The sequence below is a fragment of the Sediminicola sp. YIK13 genome (assembly GCF_001430825.1).
Taxonomy (GTDB): domain Bacteria; phylum Bacteroidota; class Bacteroidia; order Flavobacteriales; family Flavobacteriaceae; genus Sediminicola.
In genome coordinates this window covers 2,783,561-2,806,190 of record NZ_CP010535.1, presented here as the reverse complement: position 1 = coordinate 2,806,190, position 22,630 = coordinate 2,783,561, and the positions used below count along the sequence as shown (strand labels likewise).

Genomic DNA, 22,630 nt, shown 5'->3' with positions numbered 1-22,630 from the left:
TAAAAAAACTCCCACTCTTTTAAAGTGGGAGTTCAATATTATATAAAAACCTAATTAAGCGGCAGCTTCTTCAGTTTTATCGATCAAAATTTGACCTCTGTAGTATAATTTACCTTCATGCCAGTGAGCTCTGTGGTACAAATGCATTTCACCAGTTGTTGGATCTTTAGCAATTGTTGGAGCTACTGCTTTGTAATGAGTTCTCCTTTTATCTCTTCTGGTTTTTGAAATCTTTCTTTTTGGATGTGCCATTGTGAACCTTATTTATCTTTTAATAACTTTTTTAAAGCATCCCATCTGGGATCTGTATTGTTTCCTTTATTTTCTTTAACCTCTTTTGGTTGTAGTTCTTCTAACTTATCAATGACTTCCGACTCCAGGGTACCATCCTCAACTCCAGGATGTACTCTTTTTTGAGGTATTGCCAAGACCAACATTTCGTACACATATTGTGCAATGTTGATCTGATGTTCCCCGTGGGGAACAATTAATATCTCATCGTTCTCATCGTTGTACTCATCCCCAAATTTTACCACCAACTCCAAAGAAGAGGTGATTTTTTGATCGAATGGTTCGTTCGTGATGTCACAATTGACGTTTACCGTCCCTTTTGCATCCATCTCCAACTCCAACATAGTACTCATCTTATTCAATGTAACCCACAAATTTATGTCGGCCCCATTAATGTCATCGTACTCAAAAGATTCAAAGAACTCATTTTTTATTTTATACTCAAACTCATGCTTCCCCTGCTTCAATCCTGAAAAAGGAATAGCAAATTCCTTATGCTTCGTCATGTTTAACACTGGTTTAGAGTATCCGTCCCCCTAAAAGGCGGGTGCAAAGATACTATTATTTTAATAATTCCAAACTTTTTAAGGCTTATTTATGCCTCTTTTTTGACCCTAATCCCAATTGGCACAACTTTTTACCTTTTAGGGATCCAACAAAGATCAAATATTGTTCAAAGATACAATTATCTTGTGGGTTTGAGTTTCTGCTTTTTTAAAGGATTACTCGTCAACTCCCTATACTCTTCCCTGTTCTTGAAAATTTGTAGTGCCGCGAACACCGCTTCCTTAAAAGAGCTATGGTCTGCCTTGCCCTTCCCTGCGATCTCATAGGCCGTTCCATGGTCTGGCGAAGTCCTTACTTTACGCAGGCCTGCGGTATAATTTACCCCTTTCCCAAACGACAGTGTCTTAAAGGGAATAAGTCCCTGATCGTGATAGGCGGCGAGGATGGCATCAAAATTCTTATATGCATCCGAACCAAAAAAGCTATCTGCGGAATACGGTCCGTAGACCAAATGTCCGGCGTCCATAAGCTCCTTGATCACCGGCTTAAGCACCTCGTCATCTTCTTTGCCGATGACACCATTATCGCCACTGTGGGGGTTAATGCCCAAAAGGGCGATACGTGGCTTTCGAATCCCAAAATCCATTTTCAATGAATTCTCTATGGTCTTTATCTTGCTCTTCACCAATTTGGACGTGATGGCGGCAGGAGCATCTTTAACCGCGACATGATCCGTTAACAAGCCCACTTTTAAACTGTCCGTGACCATAAACATTAGGCTTTCCCCCTCCAATTCCTTCGCCAAATAATCCGTATGTCCAGGAAAATTGAAGTCCTTGGCTTGTATGTTGTTTTTATTGATGGGCGCGGTGACCAAGACATCTATTTCGTCCTTTTTTAGTGCGTCTACAGCAGCTACGAGCGACTTCAACGCATATTCTCCCCCTTGGGCCGTGGCCTCGCCGAATGTGATCTCCGGAGCATCCTTCCAAACGTTAAATACATTGATCTTGCCGTCCAAAGCCTTGGAAACTTCCTGTATTCCATTGTAATTGATCTCTATGCCTAACGCATTCTTTTGAAAGGAAATTACCTTGTTAGAGGCAAAAATAATAGGCGTGCAAAAATCTAGCATTCTGGTATCCTCAAAAGTTTTGAGCACCACCTCACATCCTATCCCATTTAAATCTCCAATGGATATGCCCAATTTTATTTTTTCGCTTTCCTGCATGGTATCTTTACCTTTATGTCTAATTTTACACTACAAAACTACTTAATTAAAACGACACATGTTTACAGGTATTATTGAAACTTTAGGGGAGATAAAACAATTAAAAAAAGATGGAGGAAATTTACACATAACCGTATTTTCTCCCATAACCCATGAGCTTAAAATAGACCAAAGTGTTGCACATAATGGTGTTTGCCTAACTGTTGTTGCCTTACATGGAGACACCTATACCGTAACCGCCATAGAGGAAACGTTAGAAAAAACCAACCTGGACCAACTGGAGGTAGGAGATCCTGTAAATTTGGAACGGGCCATGATCTTGGGCTCCCGGTTAGACGGTCATCTGGTACAGGGACATGTGGACCAAACCGGGACTTGTATTGCCATTGACCAAAAAGATGGAAGCTGGTTTTTTACCTTTGAATACGAGCCTTCTAAAAACAATGTGACCATCGAAAAGGGCTCCATTACCATAGACGGCACTAGCTTAACGGTTGTAGATTCTAAAAAGAACCTATTTAGCGTGGCCATAATCCCGTACACCTACGAACACACTAGGTTCAATACCTACACTATTGGAACAGAGGTGAACCTGGAATTTGATGTTATCGGAAAATATGTCTCTAGATTAATGGGTTTACAGCAATAAACGACCTAGGGTTAATCTTCAAAAAAGGAGATGGAAGAGCCCACCCAGTCATCATTGGACAGATATGATACATTGATCAAATCGCCCTTGTTCATACGGGTAAGGTTAATCACCGGCATCAGTCTGTTCTCGGTATCGCTCCATGTGTAAAGAATACGCAATTCCACCTTGGAATTTGTCCCGCTTGGGGCCTTTACGATTGGGGAGTACTTCACTTTTGATTGAAGAATATAATTATGCCTGTCCTTTATGCCCTCAATAAATTCCAAGGTGGGATTTAAATTGATCCCTTTCCCCGCAAAAGAAAACAATGGTTTAAGGACATAGGCACTCAAATCCAAATTCTTTGGGAAATCATTCAAATAGAAAGATTGTGGGATGTTTTTATGTGATAGCAGGGGCATGATGCACTTGGAGATCATAAAAAACCAATCGGGATGTGTCACCCATTCCACATCCACATCGTCGGTAAGGTTAAAATCTGTTTTTAAATCTGGCATCTGCAGTAGCTCATCCAGAATTACCCGGTTATAAATACGGTTGATTTTGACCTTCCTTCCGTTCTTTTCGTAAAATAAATTTTTACCTTCCTTGATCACTTTGGTCAAACAAAGGACCTCTATTCCCAGCGCTTGTTTTGTAGCCCAGAAATCAATCCTCGTTTTTTGTTTCTCAGGATAAATTTCCAAAAGAATTACATTCTCTGGATTTTCGTCCCCAACTATAACTCGTTTCAATTCCTCTAAATAGCTGGCTTCATTGAGATCATTTAGATAAAAATGAAAACCTTCCTTGGGAATTTGGGGATAATTTTTCAGAAATGACTCTCCCAACAAGGCTTGATACAAAAATAGGGAGGGAAAGGACTGGAGTTCGATCAATTTAGGGGCTATTCCACCTTGCCCGTCATCGCAAAGTCCAAAATCTATCGCAAGAAAATGGGGTTTTCCCAGTACCGATGGAGATTGTAATTTTTTGGGGATAAATTTTTCCCGAATCTCCTCAAAGTCGATCTTCCACAATTGTTCTATGATGGTATCGCACGCATCGAAAACTTCTTTTTTTAACTCTTTGTCAATGAAAAAAGGTGTTTCCGAGATTCGGAATGCACATGGTTCGCCAAATGATTTTGCCAGATCATTTTTGAGATTGTCGTAATACTCCTGTTTGTAATTTTCATTAAACGTTTCGCGAACCTTTTTTATCATATAGGCAGTAGTTTTGATTCCTTAAGGGACAAGGCCGCCTGCTTTAGAAAAGCAGGGATCATGGTGTTGTGTGTTCTCACAATTTTGTCCTCATCCTCAAGGTGTTCCAGCATATTTTGGTATTTTTTCTTTCCATGGTGCTTGATAACCAATGCTTTTTTATCCTCCCTATGGAAATATTTCAACATTCCTTCAGAATCGGCTTCCGGATGAAATTGGACCCCAAATACTTCTTTGGAGAAGCGTATGGCCATAACAGCCCTTTCCAGGGCTACATGTGGTCTAATCTTTTCTTTGCACAATATTTTTGCCCCAAACTTTTCCAATTTGCTGTATTTGGGCTTTATCACTTGATAATCTCTGGAATCCACGGCAAAAAATGGGTTCATCAACCCTTCGAACAAGGGCTCTGTTAGTCCGTCTTTGGTCTTGTGGACAGGCATAACTCCAAAGGAGGTGGACTTACGTTTGGTCACTTTGGCCAAATCCCAATGCAAACATGCCAATTGGAAGGAATGGCATATTAAAAACAAGTGTTTTTTATGCTGGTGTTGCGCATTATGCTCCAAAACTGCATCCAAAAAGGCAAAAAATGGTTGTTCCCATTTTTCATCTGCAACAAAGGGGGCGCCAGGGCCGCCTGATGAGATAAAAATATCGTAATCTGTAATATCTGGTAATTCTATGGCATTGCGGACATCAAATACCGTGTATTGGCCATTTATATCTTCTTGTGATAAAAATTGCTCTACCAACTTCTTAATGCAGCGCATACCCTCGTTCAATTGACCGGCATTCAAATCGAGCACAGCAATATTATAGTTCATCTTCATTAGATCTTTCTTTTTCAAGAGGGCAAAATTACTCATTTTACTTCTTATCTTTCTGAAAACCAGATTAAATTATAATCCCTTGGAAGTTTGGTCTACTACATATTTGATAACCTCCTTTAAGTCATTGGTTTCATTAAAGACCTTAAGCTGTCTATCGGCTCCAGATCCTTGTTCCAACATTTGGTACACAAAATTAACTTCTTTGCGGCATCCCAATTCATCCACCACATCATCTATAAACTCCAAAAGTTCCTGTATCAATACTTCAAAAGGCACTTCTTCTTCCTTACCGAAATCGATCAGTTTGGCATCCATGCCCCATCTAGCGGCCCGCCATTTGTTCTCGTTGATCAACACCCTACGGTACGATCTAAAGCTTTGGTTCTTCTGGTGCAGCCTGTGTAGTTTTGCAATAATACATTGCATAATGGCGGCAATGCAGATAACCTCATCTACAGTCTGTACCATATCACAGATCCTGAACTCCACCGTTGGGTAGAATGGGTGCAAACGAATATCCCACCAGATTTTTTTGCCGTTGTCTATGCAGTTTGTTTTTACAAGGATATCCACAAATTTGTCGTACTCGGCCACGCTGGAAAAGTATGGCGGTATTCCGGTTCGGGGAAATTTGTCAAATATTTTGGATCGGTACGACTTAAATCCGGTCTCCCTGGCCTCCCAAAAAGGGGAGTTGGTTGACAAGGCGTAAAGGTGCGGCAGGAAATAACGTGCCACATTCATTATCTGTAAGCCTTCTTCCCGACTTGGAATTCCCACATGAACGTGTAACCCAAAAATTAGGTTGGACCTGGCCACATCCTTCATTTCTTCAATAAGGGCATCATACCTTGGATCGCGAGTAATCAATTGATCACTCCAATGCGAAAAGGGATGGGTCCCTGCCGCAGCCACCTTCAGTCCTTCAGCCCCGGCCAATTCTATGACCTGTTGTCTTAAATAGGAGACTTCATCCCGGGCTTCTTGTATATTTTCACAAATATTGGTGCCCATTTCAACTACGGCCTGATGCATTTCTTCCTTGATCCGTTCCTTTAGGAGCACCTTTCCCCCTTCGTAAATTTTGGACATGTGCGATCGTAAGGTAAGCGTATCGCTATCCAAAATTTGAAATTCCTCCTCAATTCCCAGTGTGAACTTTTTCATAGAATTAATGCCTTAATAAATTTAGATGTGCGCGTCCTATCTGTAATTTAGATATGGACCCGAGTTTATTTTTTTGTTGCCTTTTTTGGGGCTGCCTTTTTGGGCGCTGCTTTTTTAGCAGCCGGCTTCACCGTCTTTGCCAACACACCCTTACCTTTTGCAGGCGCTTTTTTCACTACTGTCTTTTTTGCCTCAGAGGCCGACTTAAGAGAACTTTTTATTGGTGCTTTTTTTGGCGGTGCCACAGCATTCTGGACGAAGGTCCCCCAACTACTATTGTTTTGTTTGGGCTTGTGCGCATTGGCCATCTCAATGGCCAGTTTTGCGGAATGTTCCACAATCCACTCAAAATTCTCCTGTCCCACTGAATTTACATCAGCATCAGGTGCAGGGTTGCAAAAATCTATGGCAATAGGCACTCCGTTGCGAACCGCAAATTCAACCGTATTGAAATCATATCCCAAAGCCTTGTTCAGCAATAAGGTATAGTCATGGATTGTTTTCATTAACTTTTTGTGCTCGGCCCCAGTTGTTTTAGGCGTGGTAGCATATCGCAAATGAGGTTCGTTCCTAGGCTCGTAAGGCATAATATGAACATATTTTTGGCCCAAACAATAAACCCTGTAGTAATCTTCAAAAACGATTTCTTCCTGCAGCATCATCACCAACTGACCCGTTTCCCCATATTTGTTGAAAAAATCATCCGGATTGTCAACCCTGTATACATTTTTCCAACCTCCACCTGAGTGCGGTTTCATATAGGCCGGAAATCCAATATAATTGAATATATAATCCCAATCCAATGGCGCTTCCAAGTTTCGAAACGACTTTTCTGAAGTATCATCCGGTCTTTCTTTGGACGGCAATAGAATGGTTTTTGGTACAGGAACCCCCAATTGTATAGACAAACAGTTATTGAAAAACTTCTCATCTGCACTCCACCAAAATGGATTGTTGACGATAGTTGTCCCCATCAAGGAAGCATTTTTTAAGTAAGCTCTATAAAAAGGAACTTCTTGGGAAATCCTATCAAAAATAACATGATATCCATAATCAATACCTTGTTGTACCTTATCGATTTTTACTGGTTCGGCAACGACCTTTCCATTACCTAATTCATTGACCCTATTTATAAATTCCCAAGGAAAGGTGTCTTCCATCCCAAACAATATTCCCACTTTCTTAACCATAATCTATATTTTTAGTTTGCATTATACATTTAAAAGAAACGTTCCACATATTCTGGAAATGCCATTTTCCAAAGTGGCCAATCGTGCTCTATCCATTTTTTTTCATCGTACCAATGATGTATGCCCTTTTCATTTAATACGTGCGACATGTGCAGGTTTTTTGGCCGGCAACTGTCCCAATCCGAGGTGCTCAGCACAATCTCCACATGATTGTATTTCCAAGGCTCTTCATTGCGCATAAACTCATCCGGACAATTGAAATATATGGCCATATCATCAGAGAGAGGCGTAAAATTCCGAATATTAAAAACCCCTGACATGGAGAAGAGATGGGAGACCAGATCTGGAAATCTGAAGGCAGTGTTTCCTGCGTGATATCCTCCAAAACTACAGCCCCCAACAGCAATTCGTTCGGTGTTGCATTGATTTTGAATATACGGAATCAATTCCGTTTGGAGAAATTTCATGTACAGTTCATACCGTTGTATTTTTATTTCCGAAGCCAAATGGTCATCATAAAATGTAAGCATGTCAAGCGTCTCCACATTATAGAGTTTGATCCGGCCCTGCTCAATAAATTGCATCACGGATTGATTGAGCCCAAAATCAGTATTTTGGGTGTAAGAACCTCCCGAGGAAGGGAACAATAAAATAGGATATCCCCAGTGTCCAGTCACTTCTAGGTTGATGTTTCTATCTAATGTGTTAGAATAATATTGAATGTATTGAATTTCTGCCATAGAGTTAAATATACTTTAAAAATGTTAAAAAACGCTTACAATCACGCATCTATTGCAATGGTTTTTTAAGTAATTGGTATACTTGCAGACCCTTAGAAGAAAAAATGCAATTTGAAAGTGAATTTATTGGATTAAAAGGAAATCTCTATTCAAAATATTTGGGTAGGAAGGTTACTTTTAGATTGGTCGCCCCCCCTCACTACAAGGATTCCGAAACGCCCTTCCCTGTTTTATTGATGAACGATGGGCAGGATTTTGTGAATTTGGAGTTGGAGAAGACCCTTCCTTCTGCATTTTCTTCAAAGACAGGCAAACCTTTCGTGTATGTCGGTATAGAGGCCAATAACAATCGCATTCAAGAATACGGCACAGCATCTTCCCCAGATTTCAAGGGCCGCGGTGCTAGGGCCATAAATTATTCTAAATTCTTGATAGAGGAATTCATCCCTTTTTTGAGGGCCGAATTTAAGGTTTCCAAAGATGCCCAGGATTGGGTGTACTGCGGTATGTCCTTAGGTGGCTTATCTGCATTTGATATCGTTTACAACAACGCCCAATATTTTGGAAAAGTAGGGGTTTTTAGTGGATCATTTTGGTGGCGCAACAAAGCCTACACTGTCAATGATGTTGCGGACAGAAGCCGTATTGTGTTGGATGTTGTTAAAAAAGGTACCTACAACCCCCATCTTAAATTTTGGTTCCAATGCGGAACGGAGGACGAGACGGCAGACAGGAACAATAATGGCATCATAGATTCTATCGACGATACTACCGACGTCATCAAAGAACTTCAGGAAAAGGGCTACTCCTTTCCTGGTGATATTACCTATGTGGAATTGGATGGTGGAAAACACAATTTAAAGACCTGGGCCAAAGTCTTTCCAAAATTTACCAATTGGGCCTTTGGCACTAATTAGACCATTTCCTAAAACCCTTCTTGTTTTCATTCATAGCAGTCTATTTTGAAGGACGTGACCTGTTCATTATTTTTAGGTTATTTTTGATGTGCATCAAACTTCCACTATAATCATCCTTTCAACCTTGGATATTACAACCACCTCTTGGGTTCTCGCCATCACCGCAGCTTGCGTGATAGGGATCTCCAAAGCGGGCATTAAAGGGATTGCCATCATCAATGTCACCCTTATGGCCCTCGCTTTTGGCGCAAAGGAATCTACAGGCCTATTGGTCCCCCTTCTTGTTGTTGGGGATATATTTGCGGTTATATACTACCATAGGCATACCCAATGGCGCTACATCATCCGCTTACTGCCCTGGATGGTGCTTGGTGTTATTATTGGTGTTATCATTGGAAAGGACTTGCCACAAAAAATCTTTAAAATAGGGATGGCCGGTATTATTTTGGGCAGCGTGCTCATGATGTATTGGTGGGATCAAAGGAAATCTAAAGCGGTACCCACCCATTGGGCGTTTGGAGGATTCATTGGAATTTTGGCAGGTATCACCACCATGATCGGGAATTTGGCCGGCGCCTTTTCCAATATCTTCTTTTTAGCAATGCGCCTTCCTAAAAATGAATTTATAGGGACAGCGGCCTGGCTATTTTTTATTGTCAACCTATTTAAATTGCCCTTTCACATTATTGTTTGGGAAACGATTACCACAGAAACATTGATGGTTAATCTCAAACTATTGCCAGGTATCTTATTGGGGCTTTTTGTGGGCATCCGGTTAGTGAAAATTATCAAGGATAAACATTACCGAAAAATGATTCTGTTATTGACCGCCATAGGAGCTGTCTTGATCTTATTTAGATAAACCGACCATCGCCTTTAAACCCAAAAATGTTCTTTGGCTTTAGGTGCATTACTTTATCATTGGTGTCCCATATCTCGCATGTGGCATTAATCCAATAGCCAACCGACCTCTTCTTTATTATGGTTTTCCGCATGGGCCTGACTGCAATAATCCCCCTCATCAAATTGTATGGCTTCTCCCTTGCAATAAATGGACAGTGATTTGGGAGCGTCTGTGCATTTCATCCACCCCGCCACCACTCTGCCACAATCGGGATAGTTGCATCTATCAGAACATGAAAACACTAAAAAAATCAAACATATACAACCTATGATTTTCATAATTCTAAATATGTTGCGGCCACTTTTCAATTCAACAACTCCCCCTTTTCTAAAAACCCTGTCAGTGACCTTGGTTTTGATAAGGGGTATGGAAATAAAAAATACAGTATTCATTTGGGGACGTTTTAGATTATATGCAGTAAAATTAATAGGTTAAAAGCAGGTTTACATTATATTGCAATATGAAGCAACTATTTTTTTTATGGCTGTTGGCGTGTTTTTGTTCCTACTCCCAGACCATGGATATAGGGAATTTTCACCCACTAAAAAAAGTGCTTTTAAATGAGGGCACATCAGAATTGTATTTATTTCAGCCAGATAGTGTCTACATCGTAAAACTTGATAAGCAAAAAAAAGTACGCAAGATCCCACTGCTGGTTCCAGAAGAAAATTTTATCTATGATTTCCATCCAATATCAATAGGCGACAACATTTATTTTGTAGAATACAAAGGGGGCAGGTTGTTTGAATACACCGACAACAAATTCATTAGAAAGGATCGTTCCTTTACCCATAAGATGCAAATTAATTCCACAGTGTTTGTCCACAAGGACAGCATTTACAGATATGGGGGGTATGGATTTTGGTCCCAAAGAAATTTTTTTACCTATTATGACAAGCCCTCTTCAGAATGGCAGATGGTAGCACCTTCCAGCAGCAAAATACTACCGAAAGGTACCCAAGATTCATGGGTAACCAACGTGGAAGATGATATCTATATTTTTGGAGGCATTGCTATGGATGATTATAACCCCGAACAATTTTACCCCAGCCACAAAGTTTTTAAATTCAACACCAATGCCGCTTCTTGGCAGGAGTTAGGGGATGGCAACATTGATTTAAGCCGGTTCAGTAAATCAATCCCCTTTGGGAATAAACATATATATCTAGACGACAAGGATGATAATATTTATGTGGTAGATATCATTGACAATACCTTAAAATTATATAAAAAGACATCTGTAAATAATAATATAGTTGCTCTTCTGAACTCCTATTATTTTAAGGGAGCTTTTTATTGTTTTATTTGGAATCCCCAACAACCGAATCACTTTCAGCTTACTGTAATTCCGGAAGAAGAGTTTTTTGGAGACCTGATCAGTGAACGGGAATTTTACGACACCAATACCGCCCACTCTTCTGTCCTATTAGGGGTATTATCCACTTTAGGGATCAGTTTACTCTTATTTCTTACAAGAAGATGGTATCTGGGAAGAAATAAAATAACTGTGTCCTTAAAAGGACTGTCCTACAAAAACAACAAGTTTGATATGGATGAGAATTCCATTGCGGCCATTAATCTACTACTGCGCTCTGATGACGAAGTGAACTCCAAGGAGCTTATGGATCTGGTGGAGAACAAAAACCTAAATTTTGCGCATAACACAAAAATTAAAAATAAACTGATCGCGGAAATCAACTTTAAATTAAGGACCGTCCTCGGGATAAAAGCAGACCCCATTACCTTCCAAAAGTCCAAGATTGATAAAAGGATAAAGACCTACAGCATTGAAAGAAGGTATTTTTTGATCAGATAAATTGATCCCCTATACCGAAATATATCTTAATGAGGAGTAGAGTTTAAGAATTGTTCCGAGCCTCTATTTTCTTAAATATTTGTTAAACCCGCTTATATTCGTTATCTTGTGGAAACTAAACCCTAGCCATGGATACGCATACAAAAACAGTAATCGATAAAATTAGTATTGGCATCATGTTGATCGCTATCACCCTACTGGTGGTGATGTTCTTTGAGGTATTCCCAAAAGATTTTTTCAATGAGGTGGGTCACTCGTTCGCTTCCTCCCTCAATAATTTTAAAAATGGCGTAGCTTCCAATTAAGCTCCTCAGTCATACTTATACGCTACAAACCATTTGTGATAGGGCTATTTCTCTAGTTCTTCTCTAAAAGGCGATTGTCTTCTTTCCAAAAACATCATAACATTTTATTTCCTATTGCTTACCCCTTCCGTCCTGGATAACTTCTTATACTCCTGTTCAACCGATATGCAAAAATACTGATGATGCCTAGGCACTAAATTCCTTCGAGCAGCTCCGAAAGATTTTTTTGTACCGTATGGATTATCAACCATTTGGTTCTTTTGGTGGTACAGAAATAGCTATGGTATGGACTTTCAGTAATTTGGAATAGAGCAAATTTTACTGAAAACCAAGGAAGTGTAAAAATAATGGCACTGTTGGGTCCTATGGACAAAACAAGAGTCAATATGATGCATATCATAGTTCTGGAAGCATAAACTTCTTAATATACCAGGTGTCTATTTCAGGTTGAAAAACACAATAATAAAATCAAAAGTTACTGATGGTAAAGCCAAGAAAAGTTATGATCTGGAATACTTTGGTGATGGACCGCAGCGAGCAAGTTAGGACTACCTTGGGGCAAATGGTTACAATGGCAAAACAGTTGGTTTCAGCTATCCTATGTTTGGCCTTGTCGATCGGATTTGCCCAAGATGACTATACTACCAAAAGGGAGCAAATGGTAAAATCGCAACTACAAGCCAGGGGCATAAAAGATCTCGCAACACTTGATGCCATGACGAATGTTCCTAGACATCTGTTCGTACCTGAAAACATGCAGGAGCACGCATATATAGACGGCCCCTTGCCTATTGGAAATGGCCAGACCATTTCACAGCCGTATATCGTTGCCTTTATGACTGAAGTCCTTCAGCTAAAATCAGGCGACAGGGTGTTGGAAATTGGCACAGGTTCGGGATATCAGGCAGCAGTACTGGCCAAAATTGTGGACTCTGTATATACCATTGAAATTATAAAAGACCTTGCGAAAACCGCCAAAGACCGATTAAAAGAGTTGGGCTATACAAATGTTACCGTAAAATGGGGCGATGGGTATCATGGCTGGCCGGCAAAAGCACCCTTTAACGCCATTATGGTCACTGCGGGAGCAGATTCAATTCCCCGGCCCTTATTAGATCAATTGAAAGATGGGGGGAGGATGATAATTCCTGTAGGTCCTTATAATGCGATCAGACAATTGGTATTGGCAAAAAAGAAGAAAAATAAAATCACAACCCAAAATCTGATGGCCGTACGCTTTGTGCCATTTACCAGAGAGAAAAAACAGGATTGAGACTGACAATCTCTAGAAACGTAATAATAGAAATGCCCACTATCATAAATGTGGGGCATTGAGCAAATAAAATACCTGGAAGAATTAAAATGACCAATAACATCATCATAGGGAACCTTGTAGATGACAGCATTGAAATGGCCGAACGAAAAGGAATTGGTCACCCAGACACCATATGCGATGAGATCACCGAGCAAATTTCAACGGAACTCTGCCGCTATTATATCAAAGAGTTTGGGGCGATAATGCACTATAATGTGGATAAGGCCCTTTTGATTGGGGGACAATCTAAACCTTCCTATGGAGGTGGAGAAATAATTCAACCTATTTCCCTGATTATTGCCGGTAGGGCCACTTCCCAAATCATGGACAAAAAAATTCCTGTTGAAGATATTGCCGTTGAAACCGCAAAAAAATGGATACAAAAAAATATCCGCCACCTTGATGTTTCAAAAGGGATTGATATTATATCTAAAATACGTCCTGGAAGTGCGGATTTGGTTGAACTATTCAGCCGTTTCGGAAAAGGTAAAATCCCCTTGGCCAATGATACTTCTTTCGGTGCAGGATACTATCCCACTACCGTTTTGGAAGACCAAATTATACGTATTGAGCAATTATTGAATGCCCCAAGTACAAAAAACAGATTTCCCTTTATAGGGGAAGACATTAAAGTAATGGGCGTTAAAGATCTTTCTACAAATTATTTTACCATCGCCATGGCCATGGTGGATAAATACATTGCTGATTTGAACGATTACATCACCAAAATAGAACAGGTAAGGGTATTTGTATCCTCAAGTTTACATCTATCCGGTTCAACTATTTACATCAATACAGCGGACGACTACCATCGTAAGAGCGTATACCTTACGGTGACTGGCACAAGTGCCGAACATGGTGATGACGGACAGGTGGGCAGGGGCAATCGTATCAACGGATTGATTACTCCCTACCAACCTATGAGTTTGGAGGCGACCTCTGGCAAAAACCCGGTAAGCCATATCGGTAAAATTTACAACTACCTGGCAATGGACTTGAGCCGTGCCGTTGTTGAAAACCAATTTGCGGATTATGCCAGAGTCTTTATCGTATCCCAAATTGGAAAATCCATAGATAATCCTCAAATCCTACATTTTCAATTGAAAAATAGGAAGGCAGAAAAAAAGGAAATTGAACACTTGGCCAAAGAAATGCTCAATGATCTTTCCGATTACTGGAAGCGAATCATATCCCCGTAGTTATGGCCTCATAAGAAACTGAGATGAAGACAGACTGTGATAAATTTTTACAATGGGCACTTCCGCAAATGAAATCCGTTTTTGGGCTGGGTGGTCTTTTGAGTTAAAAGCCTTGGAAATTAAGTTGATATCCCTGATGAATGTCATAGGTATTCCTTTTAGAATCGGTTAGTTTCCAAAGCCTGAAAATTGGACCAACACTTTTGTAGTGTTTCTTCCATCACGAACAAGACCTGTGATAGCGAGCTTAGTTCGGCCACCTCTTGTTTTATTTTTAATTTTAATGAACTCTATCAATTCTTATGAACAAGCCTAATTCCATAGGGTTGTCCACCGCAACAGCCATTGTTGTTGCCAATATGATAGGCGCGGGAATATTCACAAGTTTAGGGTTTCAATTGGTGGACACCACAAATACCTGGTCTATCCTTGTATTGTGGACCTTAGGGGCCTTGATGGCACTGTGTGGGGCGTTGAGCTACGCAGAATTGGGAACTCATTGGGTGCGCTCGGGCGGGGAATACCATTTCCTTTCAAAAGCGTTTCACCCCCTTCTTGGATATTTATCTGGATGGGTCTCACTTACGGTAGGATTCTCAGCTCCCATAGCCTTGTCTGCAATGGCCTTGGGAGAATATATAGGGCCTTATCTTGGAATTCCTGATATGGCCTTGGCCTTCTTGACAATTTTGACCATCAGTTTTATGCATTCCATCAGCATTAAAAGGAGTAGCACTATCCAAAATTCCACGACCCTTTTAAAAATCTTCCTGATTGTGTTGTTCCTCTATTTTGGTTTAACACAGACTCCTGTGCATTCCTCGTTTCTATGGGATGATAGCTGGAAAGAAGAAATTATCCTACCATCATTTGCAGTATCCTTTGTATATGTCACTTTTTCCTATTCCGGCTGGAACGCCGCGGCCTACATTGTGGATGAAATCCAGGATGTCCATAAAAATTTGCCCAGAGCCCTTCTCTTGGGAACCGTATTGGTAAGTGTCCTTTATGTGTTATTGACATTTGTATTCTTGAGGCAAAATCCGTTGGAAGCCATACAGGGACAATTGGAGATTGGGCAGATAACCGCTATCTCCCTATTTGGTGAAAAGGGTGGGGCGCTCATCAGTTATGGAATAGCCTTAATGCTCATTTCAAGTATCAGCGCCATGGTATGGGCTGGTCCCAGGGTAACCCAGGTTATGGCCGAGGATCATGGCCTTTGGAGGTGGTTTTCAAAAAAGACAAAAAACAAGGTTCCTTTGCGCGCTATATGGCTACAAACTGCCATTACCCTTGTGTTGTTATTCACAGGAACATTTGAGCAGGTAATGATCTACAGCGGATTTGTACTTCAGTTATTTGCTGCCTTAGCGGTGGCCGGGGTCTTCGCGGTAAGGCGAAAGAACACGACCAAAAGTGGATTTAGAAGCCCTTTTTTCCCTATTCCACAAATCACTTTCCTGGTTCTGAGCTTATGGGTCCTCCTATATTTGGTTTTTGCCCAACCCCTGGAAACCGGTCTTGGCCTTTTGAATCTGGTATTGGGCTTCTTGGTATTTAAATTGGATGGTTACCATAGTCGAAAATTAGAAAAAAGATAACCTACTTTGACAGGTATTGCAGACAATTCAGTTTCAATACCTATTTGTGACATTTGCAGTTGATTATTACGAGGTTCACCCATAATAGGGCCCACATGGACCATTAGTCTCCAAATAACCTATATTTACTAGATGGACAGCAGTGAACTGCTTTAGTACAGAAAACACTATGAAGAAATTTTTTGCTTTTTTACTGCTACTTATTGGGGTGTACTTTCTACTTCTTATTCCCATGCCCCAAAATAAAATTACTCCCGAAAAGGCATCACAAAATCCTTTTACGTGGGACCAGGACAAGCTTTGGAAAACATTGGAACGTAATTTTCTCGAAGCGAAAAATATGCCAGATAAAACTCTGGATTCCATAGTGTTGAAATTGTCCATGGAAGCAGACAGTATCCTACTTGTAAACGAAAAGAAAACATCACTGCCAGATGATGGTTTTTATGAAATTATAGAGGACAGATTTTTCCAGATAGCTCCATTGATTGCCGCACAGAAAAACAAAACGGATTGGCATATTCGTTATTATAACCAGGTACGGAAAAAGTTAAAATCTGATTCCCGTTTTTGGGATAACGACAAGGCCAGCGCCCGTAATCTCACCTACCGGATACTTTATGGCATGAGAGCTACTGTGGAGGAAATTTTACTACAGTCCAGCGATGATCAGTTTGTCTCCACTATGTTTGTTTCGGACGAACCTTCCGCCACTCCATCTGCTACTATATTGGGAATAAAAGTACATAGCGGTGATTTACTGGTCAGCCGAGGCGGAGCAGAAGTTTCGGCATTTATTTCTAGAGGAAATGATTTGCCGGGAAATTTTTCACACGTGGCAATTATATATATAGATAAACAGACAAACGATCCCTATTTGGTGGAAGCCCATATAGAAAAAGGTGTGGCTATAGCCACATTGGAGGAGTATTTAAAAGACAAGAAACTTAGGTTTATGGTCATGAGGCCAAGGGCAGATTTGGCACAGATAACCGCCAATCCTATGCTCCCACATGAGGCATCGCTCTATATTTTCAATGAATCCCAAACAAGACATATTCCCTATGACTTTAAAATGGACTTTTACGATTCTTCCGCTATGTTCTGCTCTGAAGTAGGATCATATGCCTACAAAAAATATGGAATTGACTTATGGGAGAACGAGTCTACCATCTCATCAAATGGAGTTTTTGATTGGCTTCATACGTTTGGAGTGGAAAATTTCGTGACCCAAATGCCATCTGATCTAGAATACGATCCAAAGCTAAGTGTTGTAGCTGAATGGAGGGATAAAGAAATTCTTTTTCAGGATCATTTGGACAATGCGGTTATGGATGCCTTGTTGGACCGTGCCAATAAAGGCGCAAAACTCGATTACAATATGTGGATGCTGCCTGTCGCAAGAGTTGTTAAAGGATATTCATTTTTTCTCAATGTCATAGGAAAAGAAGGCGCTATCCCCGAAGGAATGGGCGCTGTGACCGCATTAAAGAACAATGATTTTGTAGACCGGTTTAAACGTTGCAAATCCGCCACCGTATTAAAAGCTAATGCCTTCAAAGCTGAAAATCATTATTTGCCTCCATATTGGCAGCTGGTGAACATGGCGGAAGAGAGTCTAAAGAATTAAGTTGAAGTAAACAAAAAAAACCAATCTAGTTAAATAGGTTGGATTGAATTTCTGTGGTCCCACCTGCGTTAGTTCGCCATGCTCATGGACCAGAGAAAGTCAACTCCTACAAATGTAAAACTTCGATCCGCACGCGCGAATCTTTTCTTTCATTTCTGAACTAAATCCAGGGTAGACCCCACTTTCTTTCTGAAAATGAAAATTTTGATATAATTTAAATCCCCGGTAAATATTTACTCCTTCTCGGACATTATAACAAAATGTTCGTCCCGGTATTACTGTAAAGATCCGATTAATCCCCTACCTTAAAAATTAACTCGCTTAGTTTAGTTCCCTTCATAATTATTTAATACTTGTTTTTTCTCATTTTCAATGGGTCTTAACGCTTTAAGAATGTAACCTAAAATCCAAAATTATGAAAGTAAAAATTCAAAGTAATCTAAAAAAAATTTCTTATCTGGCCGTACTGGCACTAGTTGTGATGATCTTTTCCTGCAGCCCTGAGCTGGATCTGGAGGCTGATAATCTGGAGGCGACCAATGCGAAGTCCAACAAATCTGTTTTAAAGACCCTGGTCGAGGGAGCTTCTTTAAATGGCGCCAACGGTTTAGATGTAGGACCTGATGGTAATTTGTATGTCGCCAGTGTTTCAGGACAGAACATTACCGTAATGAACAAGAACAGCGGCAAGATTATTCGGCGGTTATCAGAATTCGTGAATAGTCCCGATGATCTTGTCTTCAGCCCGGATGGAGAGTACATTTACTATACGGATATATTAACTGGATTCGTGGGTAAAATAACTCCGGATGGCTCACTTGAGGGGTATCAAGAGGTTGCACCGGGCGTTAACCCGGTCCGCTTCTCTGAACCCAACCCGAATGATCCGGAAAGCAAGCCTCGGCTTTTTGTAGCCTTAGACTTCTTGGGAGACGGGATATATGAATTAAACCCAGAAACCCTTGAGCCCAGACCTATCATTTTATGCCCCGGCGGTTTCTGCCTTGGATTTTTCAATTCCTTTGATACCCGTTGGGAAAACGGACGACTTTGGTTATACGGTCCCCTGTTTGCCTTAAATGCCGTTATAGCGATTGACATAGACGCTTTTGCTACGGGATCCGAATTTCCAGATTTTCTAGGCGCCTTATTAGCCGGATTAGCCGATGAAAGGATACGAATTGTGGCAGGCGACCCGTTTGGACCTTCAGACCTGTTCAACCCTGCCGCGGCCAAATTTGGTCCGGACGGGATGTTGTATGTTCTAGATCAGGCCGGAAAATTTTTTAAGGTAAACCCGGATGAAGAGGATGATAAAACTCTGATCAGTACACTGGACCCAGGCCTGGACAACATGACCTTCGACGACGATGGCAGCCTGTATATGACCAATAACGACGAAGGTTGGGTTGCGGAGATCTTGGACAATGGACAACCACGGTTCCTCAGCCCTGGCGGGATCATTCGGCCTCAGGGATTAGTAGCTATGGAAGGTGCAAACAACCAGGAGGTCCTATATGAAGCCGATCTCTTTAATTTGCGAAAATTCAATGGAACGAACGGCCGTCAATTGGAGCAGTTCAAGGGCTTTTTGATTCCCGAAGGACCGGAATCTCTTATTTTACCGATGAATCTTTCGCCTGATGGTGACAAAATAGTGGTCTCGTCCTGGTTTAGTGGGGCTGTGCAAGTCTGGGATCCTTCCGGTGAGGAAGATCCCGAAAATATCAACTACGGGCCGATTATTCCACAGCTCGCTCCCATTGATGCTGTACGTGTCAATGGTGATATATATATCTCTGATTTCTTCGCTGGTGGCATCGTCAAACAAGGCGAAGCAATCCCAGTAGTGGAACTCGGGGCAAGCGGATTGGCTTCGGACGGGGTAAAGCTTTGGGCCGCGGATTATAATACCGGTAATATTTATGAGGTTGATCTCAGTACCGAACCGCCTACCAAGTTTACAGTAGCAGAAGGACTTTCCAAACCGGAAGGCTTGGCACTCGACCACGAAGGAAGATTACTGGTAGTAGAAACAGGGACTTCCAGTCTCCTGCGATTCGACTTTTCAGATCGAAGCAACATAATCAAAACCACACTTGCAGAAGGACTTGAATTTGATACAGGAGGTATAGATGGTGGTGCTCCTGCGACATTCTTTTTTGATGCGGTAGCCGTTGGGCCTTCTGGTGATATCTATGTGACCGGGGGGGGTAGTAATGTCATTTATAAGATATCCCAAAACAAGGTTCGTTAGAACGACATTGGAACCTATGCACTCGGCTTTAATAGGAAGTAAACTACTCCAGCAATCCAAAAGCTGGGGTAGTTTTTTTCTTAAAAGGGTCAAGGAAGAGGAACAGGTCTTTTGAATAACCATGACTGTGAAGCCTTTAGGTAGGCTTATTCGCACATTTTGTTAAAAAAATGACTAACATAAGGGGCAAATCTACAAATGGTTTCCATATTTAAATCAATTTAAATAGCCTTCAGTGAGACTCTCCATTCCCCAAAAAAGGTTTCCATATTGCTATTTAGGAAATAGTTTAAACCCGCAACCTTTAAAACCACTATGACAGGAAAACAATCTATTCCTATTTGAAAAACCTGTTCTTTGGGACGATTATTGTGGCGGTCTTAGCACTGGCCTTGAAACAAAAAAATCCAACCTAGAAGACTAGATTGGATTCAATTTCTGTGGTCCCACCTGCGTTAGTTCGCCATGCTCATGGACCAGAGAAAGACCACTCCTGCAAATAGAAAACTTCAATTCGCACGCGCGAATCTTTTCTTTCATTTCCGAACAAAAGCCAGGGTAAGCCCTGCTTTGTTTCCGAAAATGAAAAAACCCACACCTGATGGTATGGGTTTTCTGATTGATGTGGTCCCACCTGGGCTCGAACCAGGGACCACCTGATTATGAGTCAGGTGCTCTAACCAACTGAGCTATAGGACCCGCAAATTGCGGATGCAATATTACTATTTATTTTTATACGTTGCAAGCAAAATCGCACCCTAAACGCATAATGGAAATTATTCTCTTATTTCCTGACAGAGCTCTACCAATACCCCGTTGGAGGTTTTGGGATGTACAAAGGCCACCAGTTTGTTATCGGCCCCCTTTTTTGGCACTTCATTGAGTATTGTAAATCCCTCCGCCTTAAGCCTTTCCATCTCCATAATAATATCATCTACTTCAAAAGCTATATGGTGAATCCCCTCACCTTTCTTTTCTAAAAACTTGGCAATAGGGCTATCCTCATTGGTGGCCTCCAGCAACTCTATTTTGTTGGGGCCCACCTTAAAAAAAGAAGTTTTTACCCCTTCAGACAACACGTCCTCTATCTTGTAATGGGGGGCCCCCAACAATTTCTCGAACAGGATATTGGAGGTTTTCAAATCCTTTACGGCAATTCCCAAATGCTCAATTTTATTCATTTATCACTAATTTATGTCAGTATCTGGTAAGTATAGCGCTAAAATACACATATTGTGTGTATTTTTGTCCCATGGAAACACAACGACAAAAAAAGATAGCAGGCGTTATCCAAAAGGATATTGTAGATATTCTACAGCGCGCAGCGATTGATGGAGGGTTGAGAGGAACGTTGATTTCAGTATCAAAAGTAAGCGTCCCGACAGACCTGTCCATGGCCAAAATATATGTGAGCATATTCCCGACCAAAGATGCTAAGGAATTGTTGGAAGGAATGAAAAGTAACCAATCCTTGATAAGACATGAATTGGCACAACGTACAAGGCACCAATTGAGAAGGATTCCAGAACTTTCCTTTTACTTGGACGATTCCTTGGAATACATAGACAATATTGAAAAATCCTTGAAGGGAGAGGAAAACCCAATTTCCAATCCAGATCTATTGGAAAAAAGAAAAAAATCCTAAGATTGAATTTTTCCTTTTACATCGCACAGCGGTATGTTAGATCCAAAAGCAGCCAAAATGCGGTAAACATCATAAACTTTATAACCTTCTTGGTCATCGTCATCGGCTCTGCTGCACTATTTATAGTGCTTTCCGGCTTTGCGGGACTTAAGACTTTTAGTCTTTCTTTTAGCAATACCGTAGATCCCGACCTTAAGGCCCAACCTGCTACCGGTAAATTTTTTAGCGTTTCTACCGATCAAGAAGTCCAACTGAAAAACATTGCAGGAATAGCCTCTTATTCCAAAGAATTGGAGGAGCGTGTTTATCTTACCCACAGTCAAAAAAGCCATGTGGCCTACATTAAAGGGGTGGACAACAATTATGGAAATGTCACTTCCATGGATAGTACCATTTATTTTGGGAACTGGGAATTAGACCAGCAGCATGGGGTCATAGGAATAGGTATTGCCAATCTATTGGGACTGAGCCCTAACAATTATAGAAACCCTTTGGTCGTATTGGCGCCAAAGCCAGGCAAGGGCTCTATCTCACAACAATCCCTTCGCAATAAGCCTTATAACCAATTGGAGCTCGTTGTGAGCGGCATTTATTATATTGAGGAAAATCTGGACAAAAAATACGTGTTTTCAGAGCTTTCCCTGGTGCAGAATCTTTTGGAAAAGGACAGCACCCAAGTTTCTGGAATAAATTTCAGGCTCGATGAAACCGTGGATGTTTTACAAACTCGGGAAGCGATAGAAAAAATATTTCCCAATGCCATTATCCTAAAGGATAGAAGGGAACTCAACAGCACCCTCTATAAAATGTTGAATACCGAGAATTTGGCCACCTATCTTATTTTTACTCTGGTGCTCATCATTGCCCTTTTCAATGTAGTGGGGGCAATAATTATGATGATCCTGGATAAGCAACAAAATTCTAAAACCTTATACAGTTTAGGGACAACCATTAAGGAATTGAGGCGCATCTATTTTGTTCAGGGCGTGTTGGTCACAAGCGTTGGCGGCTGTATTGGTGTGCTAATGGCCTCCTTATTGGTATGGTCACAACTTGTTTTTGGTTGGTTAAAAATAACCCCTTCCTTGGCGTACCCAGTGGAATATAAATTGCTCAACGTAGGAATCGTACTGTCCACCATCGTCATCCTAGGCATCATCGCCTCTAAAATTGCCAGTAGTAGAATCAATAAAAAGTTGATAGCTCGCTAATCGAATTAATA

The 22,630-nt window shown here is 40.9% G+C and carries 22 protein-coding genes and 1 tRNA gene; 12 read left to right on the top strand and 11 right to left on the bottom strand.

Annotated elements, in window-relative coordinates:
* Positions 1-54: 54 nt before the first annotated feature.
* The 3 genes from rpmF to pdxA form a co-directional block, all read right to left on the bottom strand.
* Entirely contained in the window at positions 55-252 is a 198-nt protein-coding gene (gene rpmF / locus SB49_RS12475; protein ID WP_062057070.1) for a 50S ribosomal protein L32, read from the bottom strand.
* A gap of 8 nt (positions 253-260) precedes the next feature.
* Positions 261-797: a YceD family protein gene (locus SB49_RS12470; protein ID WP_062057068.1), complete on the bottom strand. Its 537-nt coding sequence runs from the start codon at positions 795-797 to the stop codon at positions 261-263.
* Between the two features lie 179 nt (positions 798-976).
* Entirely contained in the window at positions 977-2,029 is a 1,053-nt protein-coding gene (gene pdxA / locus SB49_RS12465; RefSeq protein ID WP_062057066.1) for a 4-hydroxythreonine-4-phosphate dehydrogenase PdxA, read from the bottom strand.
* Between the two features lie 58 nt (positions 2,030-2,087).
* Here pdxA and SB49_RS12460 point away from each other — a divergent pair, with 58 nt between their 5' ends.
* Positions 2,088-2,678, top strand: coding sequence for a riboflavin synthase (locus SB49_RS12460; RefSeq protein ID WP_062057064.1), 591 nt, complete (start codon positions 2,088-2,090; stop codon positions 2,676-2,678).
* An 11-nt stretch (positions 2,679-2,689) separates the two neighbouring features.
* On the opposite strand, the gene SB49_RS12455 is transcribed toward SB49_RS12460, so the two are convergent.
* From SB49_RS12455 to SB49_RS12435, 5 genes are all read right to left on the bottom strand, one after another.
* Positions 2,690-3,886: a hypothetical protein gene (locus tag SB49_RS12455; protein WP_062057062.1), complete on the bottom strand. Its 1,197-nt coding sequence runs from the start codon at positions 3,884-3,886 to the stop codon at positions 2,690-2,692.
* Positions 3,883-4,755, bottom strand: a complete 873-nt coding sequence (locus SB49_RS12450; RefSeq protein WP_235537758.1) for a type 1 glutamine amidotransferase — start codon at positions 4,753-4,755, stop codon at positions 3,883-3,885. Before SB49_RS12450 ends, SB49_RS12455 begins: the two co-directional genes overlap by 4 nt.
* A 33-nt stretch (positions 4,756-4,788) precedes the next feature.
* Positions 4,789-5,886 (bottom strand): carboxylate-amine ligase, encoded by a 1,098-nt coding sequence (locus tag SB49_RS12445; RefSeq protein WP_062057061.1) that lies wholly within the window; start codon positions 5,884-5,886, stop codon positions 4,789-4,791.
* A 65-nt stretch (positions 5,887-5,951) separates the two neighbouring features.
* Positions 5,952-7,076, bottom strand: coding sequence for a glutathione synthase (locus SB49_RS12440; protein WP_082591117.1), 1,125 nt, complete (start codon positions 7,074-7,076; stop codon positions 5,952-5,954).
* Between the two features lie 29 nt (positions 7,077-7,105).
* Positions 7,106-7,816 (bottom strand): alpha/beta hydrolase-fold protein, encoded by a 711-nt coding sequence (locus SB49_RS12435; RefSeq protein WP_062057059.1) that lies wholly within the window; start codon positions 7,814-7,816, stop codon positions 7,106-7,108.
* A gap of 104 nt (positions 7,817-7,920) precedes the next feature.
* Here SB49_RS12435 and SB49_RS12430 point away from each other — a divergent pair, with 104 nt between their 5' ends.
* Together SB49_RS12430 and SB49_RS12425 are read left to right on the top strand one after the other, a co-directional pair.
* Entirely contained in the window at positions 7,921-8,733 is an 813-nt protein-coding gene (locus tag SB49_RS12430) for an alpha/beta hydrolase (protein ID WP_062057057.1), read from the top strand.
* Positions 8,734-8,821: 88 nt separating this feature from the next.
* Positions 8,822-9,595: a sulfite exporter TauE/SafE family protein gene (locus tag SB49_RS12425; protein ID WP_235537756.1), complete on the top strand. Its 774-nt coding sequence runs from the start codon at positions 8,822-8,824 to the stop codon at positions 9,593-9,595.
* Positions 9,596-9,681: 86 nt separating this feature from the next.
* On the opposite strand, the gene SB49_RS12420 is transcribed toward SB49_RS12425, so the two are convergent.
* Positions 9,682-10,029 (bottom strand): hypothetical protein, encoded by a 348-nt coding sequence (locus SB49_RS12420; protein WP_062057055.1) that lies wholly within the window; start codon positions 10,027-10,029, stop codon positions 9,682-9,684.
* Between the two features lie 68 nt (positions 10,030-10,097).
* On the opposite strand from SB49_RS12420, the gene SB49_RS12415 reads away from it, so the two are divergent.
* The 7 genes from SB49_RS12415 to SB49_RS12385 all read left to right on the top strand — a co-directional run bounded on the left by SB49_RS12415 (position 10,098) and on the right by SB49_RS12385 (position 19,763).
* Entirely contained in the window at positions 10,098-11,453 is a 1,356-nt protein-coding gene (locus SB49_RS12415; protein WP_145758393.1) for a hypothetical protein, read from the top strand.
* A gap of 128 nt (positions 11,454-11,581) precedes the next feature.
* Positions 11,582-11,758 carry a hypothetical protein gene (locus tag SB49_RS16045; protein WP_156036455.1) on the top strand — a complete coding sequence of 59 codons (177 nt, stop codon included), beginning with the start codon at positions 11,582-11,584 and terminating at the stop codon, positions 11,756-11,758.
* A gap of 502 nt (positions 11,759-12,260) precedes the next feature.
* The gene (locus SB49_RS12405) at positions 12,261-13,031 is read left to right on the top strand and encodes a protein-L-isoaspartate(D-aspartate) O-methyltransferase (RefSeq protein WP_235537755.1); all 771 of its coding nucleotides are present in this window, start codon (positions 12,261-12,263) and stop codon (positions 13,029-13,031) included.
* Positions 13,032-13,120: 89 nt separating this feature from the next.
* Positions 13,121-14,272 carry a methionine adenosyltransferase gene (locus SB49_RS12400; RefSeq protein WP_062057049.1) on the top strand — a complete coding sequence of 384 codons (1,152 nt, stop codon included), beginning with the start codon at positions 13,121-13,123 and terminating at the stop codon, positions 14,270-14,272.
* A gap of 302 nt (positions 14,273-14,574) precedes the next feature.
* A complete protein-coding gene (locus SB49_RS12395; protein ID WP_082591116.1) occupies positions 14,575-15,876 on the top strand; it encodes an APC family permease in 1,302 nt (433 codons plus the stop codon).
* A 169-nt stretch (positions 15,877-16,045) separates the two neighbouring features.
* Positions 16,046-17,506, top strand: coding sequence for a YiiX/YebB-like N1pC/P60 family cysteine hydrolase (locus SB49_RS12390; protein ID WP_062057047.1), 1,461 nt, complete (start codon positions 16,046-16,048; stop codon positions 17,504-17,506).
* Positions 17,507-17,984: 478 nt separating this feature from the next.
* Positions 17,985-19,763, top strand: coding sequence for a hypothetical protein (locus tag SB49_RS12385; protein ID WP_235537753.1), 1,779 nt, complete (start codon positions 17,985-17,987; stop codon positions 19,761-19,763).
* 625 nt (positions 19,764-20,388) lie between these two features.
* On the opposite strand, the gene SB49_RS12380 is transcribed toward SB49_RS12385, so the two are convergent.
* Together SB49_RS12380 and mce are read right to left on the bottom strand one after the other, a co-directional pair.
* A tRNA-Ile gene (locus SB49_RS12380) sits at positions 20,389-20,462 on the bottom strand.
* A 77-nt stretch (positions 20,463-20,539) separates the two neighbouring features.
* Complete coding sequence (mce, locus tag SB49_RS12375) at positions 20,540-20,944, bottom strand: methylmalonyl-CoA epimerase (RefSeq protein ID WP_062057043.1); 405 nt, start codon at positions 20,942-20,944, stop codon at positions 20,540-20,542.
* Positions 20,945-21,015: 71 nt separating this feature from the next.
* Between mce and rbfA the strand changes: the two genes are divergently transcribed.
* Entirely contained in the window at positions 21,016-21,408 is a 393-nt protein-coding gene (gene rbfA / locus SB49_RS12370) for a 30S ribosome-binding factor RbfA (protein ID WP_062057041.1), read from the top strand.
* Positions 21,409-21,410: 2 nt separating this feature from the next.
* The gene (locus SB49_RS12365; protein WP_062057039.1) at positions 21,411-22,619 is read left to right on the top strand and encodes an ABC transporter permease; all 1,209 of its coding nucleotides are present in this window, start codon (positions 21,411-21,413) and stop codon (positions 22,617-22,619) included.
* Positions 22,620-22,630 lie beyond the last annotated feature (11 nt).

Bases quoted from the DNA above. Each gene is read 5' to 3' on its own strand.
- SB49_RS12455 (WP_062057062.1), bottom strand. From the start codon at position 3,886: ATGATAAAAAAGGTTCGCGAAACGTTTAATGAAAATTACAAACAGGAG.
- SB49_RS12450 (WP_235537758.1), bottom strand. From the start codon at position 4,755: ATGAGTAATTTTGCCCTCTTGAAAAAGAAAGATCTAATGAAGATGAAC.
- SB49_RS12470 (WP_062057068.1), bottom strand. From the start codon at position 797: ATGACGAAGCATAAGGAATTTGCTATTCCTTTTTCAGGATTGAAGCAG.
- SB49_RS12400 (WP_062057049.1), top strand. From the start codon at position 13,121: ATGACCAATAACATCATCATAGGGAACCTTGTAGATGACAGCATTGAA.
- SB49_RS12440 (WP_082591117.1), bottom strand. From the start codon at position 7,076: ATGGTTAAGAAAGTGGGAATATTGTTTGGGATGGAAGACACCTTTCCT.
- SB49_RS12460 (WP_062057064.1), top strand. From the start codon at position 2,088: ATGTTTACAGGTATTATTGAAACTTTAGGGGAGATAAAACAATTAAAA.
- SB49_RS12415 (WP_145758393.1), top strand. From the start codon at position 10,098: ATGAAGCAACTATTTTTTTTATGGCTGTTGGCGTGTTTTTGTTCCTAC.
- SB49_RS12420 (WP_062057055.1), bottom strand. From the start codon at position 10,029: ATGAATACTGTATTTTTTATTTCCATACCCCTTATCAAAACCAAGGTC.
- pdxA (WP_062057066.1), bottom strand. From the start codon at position 2,029: ATGCAGGAAAGCGAAAAAATAAAATTGGGCATATCCATTGGAGATTTA.
- SB49_RS12405 (WP_235537755.1), top strand. From the start codon at position 12,261: ATGATCTGGAATACTTTGGTGATGGACCGCAGCGAGCAAGTTAGGACT.
- SB49_RS12390 (WP_062057047.1), top strand. From the start codon at position 16,046: ATGAAGAAATTTTTTGCTTTTTTACTGCTACTTATTGGGGTGTACTTT.
- SB49_RS12435 (WP_062057059.1), bottom strand. From the start codon at position 7,816: ATGGCAGAAATTCAATACATTCAATATTATTCTAACACATTAGATAGA.
- SB49_RS12395 (WP_082591116.1), top strand. From the start codon at position 14,575: ATGAACAAGCCTAATTCCATAGGGTTGTCCACCGCAACAGCCATTGTT.
- mce (WP_062057043.1), bottom strand. From the start codon at position 20,944: ATGAATAAAATTGAGCATTTGGGAATTGCCGTAAAGGATTTGAAAACC.
- SB49_RS12430 (WP_062057057.1), top strand. From the start codon at position 7,921: ATGCAATTTGAAAGTGAATTTATTGGATTAAAAGGAAATCTCTATTCA.
- rpmF (WP_062057070.1), bottom strand. From the start codon at position 252: ATGGCACATCCAAAAAGAAAGATTTCAAAAACCAGAAGAGATAAAAGG.
- SB49_RS16045 (WP_156036455.1), top strand. From the start codon at position 11,582: ATGGATACGCATACAAAAACAGTAATCGATAAAATTAGTATTGGCATC.
- SB49_RS12445 (WP_062057061.1), bottom strand. From the start codon at position 5,886: ATGAAAAAGTTCACACTGGGAATTGAGGAGGAATTTCAAATTTTGGAT.
- rbfA (WP_062057041.1), top strand. From the start codon at position 21,016: ATGGAAACACAACGACAAAAAAAGATAGCAGGCGTTATCCAAAAGGAT.